Genomic DNA, 1,423 nt, shown 5'->3' with positions numbered 1-1,423 from the left:
TGTTGACGAGATGCAGGCCGGGCCGTGGGCAGTTCACCCACCGGTCGCGGGGGTCGTGGGCTCTCCTTTCGAAGGCTGGAGTGACGGGGGAGCTGCGGGAGTCGACGGAGTCGTGGGCCGACCTGCTGCGCGACTGCCGCCGGCGCGGCATGCGCGACCCCGAGCTGGTCATTGCCGACGGCGCCATGGGCCTGTGGCGGGCCCTCGCCGAGGGTTTCCCGGCAGCCAGGCCACAAAGGTGCTGGGTTCACAAAGCCCGCAACGTCATGAACTGCCTGCCCAAGTCCGCGCAGCCCGGTGCGACGAAGGCGATGCAGGAAATACACAACGCCGAGGACCGCGCGCATGCCGAGAAGGCGATCGACGCGTTCGCGAAGACTTACGGGGCGAAGTTCCCGAAGGCCGTCGCGAAGATCGCCGAGGACCGGGACGAACTGCTGGCGTTCTACGACTTCCCTGCAGAGCACCGGATTCACCTGCGGACCACGGATGTAATCGTCAAGCAGCGCAGGTCACAGGCTCGGGTTCGCTGCCCCTGGGATGGCGGGCAGGCGTGGATTGCCGGCCGGCGCTGGGTCTGCCAGTGGGCGGCCAGCACGGCGTAGGCGCGTTCGGCGATCTCGCGTTCCTGGCGCCGCAGGTCTTTGTTGTTGCAGTCGTAGCCCGGGCCGCGCCGCGCGATCCGGCTTTCGGCCCCGGCCGTCAACTCGAGCTTGCGCCGTTTGAAGGCGACGAGGCTGGGGCGGGCGAAGGCGTAGTCCTGGTCCTTGGTCACCAGGTGCCAGGCGATGACCGCGATCTTGCGGGCGACCGCCACGATCGCGATCTGCATGCCGCGTCGGGCCTTGATCCGCTGGTGCAGGGCGCGCAGCGGGCCTGGGGAGCGCAGGGCGGCGAATGCGGCCTGCACCAGCATCCCGCGGGCCTTGCCGCATCCGGCCTTGGTGATGCGCCCGTGGTGGGCCGGCGCCCCGCCGGTGGGTTCAGGCCGAGGTAGGACACCAGCTTGTCCGCGCTGGTGAAACGATGGAAGTCGCCGACCGCGGCCAGCAGCGTGACAGCGGTCATCGCGTCCACTCCCGGAATGGTCATCAAGCGCTTAACGACTTGGTCGTCGAGCGCTTCGGTGGCCAGGCGCCGCTCTACCGCCGCGAGCTTCTGGCCGTAGAGACGGTGTTGTCGACGGTCGCCCGCCCGAGGTGGGCGGTGAGCGATTCGAGGGTGAACGAGGAGACCTTCATCCCCTCGTCGTTGGCTTTGTTCGCCAGGGCCTCGGCGAGAGGCTTTTGCCCGTGCCCGAGGGACCGGCGACAGCAAGGTTCTCCGCGCGCTCGGCGTTATGTGACTGACCAGCCCGTATCGGTCGCCCACCGTTCGGCCGCGGCCATCAGGACCTCGGTGGCAGGGGCCTTGATCTGCCCGT

The 1,423-nt window shown here is 68.9% G+C and carries 1 protein-coding gene and 2 pseudogenes; 2 read left to right on the top strand and 1 reads right to left on the bottom strand.

The genetic code is table 11. The annotated features are described in order from the left end of the window. Positions 1 to 95: 95 nt before the first annotated feature. Positions 96 to 497, top strand: a pseudogene (locus ACFXJ5_RS41200) (transposase); the annotation flags it as partial. Here the strand turns inward: ACFXJ5_RS41200 and ACFXJ5_RS41195 are convergent. Continuing rightward, a pseudogene (locus ACFXJ5_RS41195) lies at positions 473 to 1,068 on the bottom strand (transposase). The pseudogenes ACFXJ5_RS41200 and ACFXJ5_RS41195 sit on opposite strands and share 25 nt — an antisense overlap. Between ACFXJ5_RS41195 and ACFXJ5_RS41190 the strand changes: the two are divergent. Further along, the coding region (locus ACFXJ5_RS41190; RefSeq protein WP_384643695.1) for a hypothetical protein at positions 1,027 to 1,423 on the top strand (397 nt) is incomplete at its 3' end. The pseudogene ACFXJ5_RS41195 and the gene ACFXJ5_RS41190 overlap by 42 nt on opposite strands.

It is taken from the genome of Streptomyces sp. NPDC059373 (genome assembly GCF_042751495.1).
In the GTDB taxonomy this organism is placed as follows: Bacteria; Actinomycetota; Actinomycetes; order Streptomycetales; family Streptomycetaceae; genus Actinacidiphila.
Note: the sequence above shows the minus strand (reverse complement) of the source record. Positions and strands in the feature narration are given on the sequence as shown.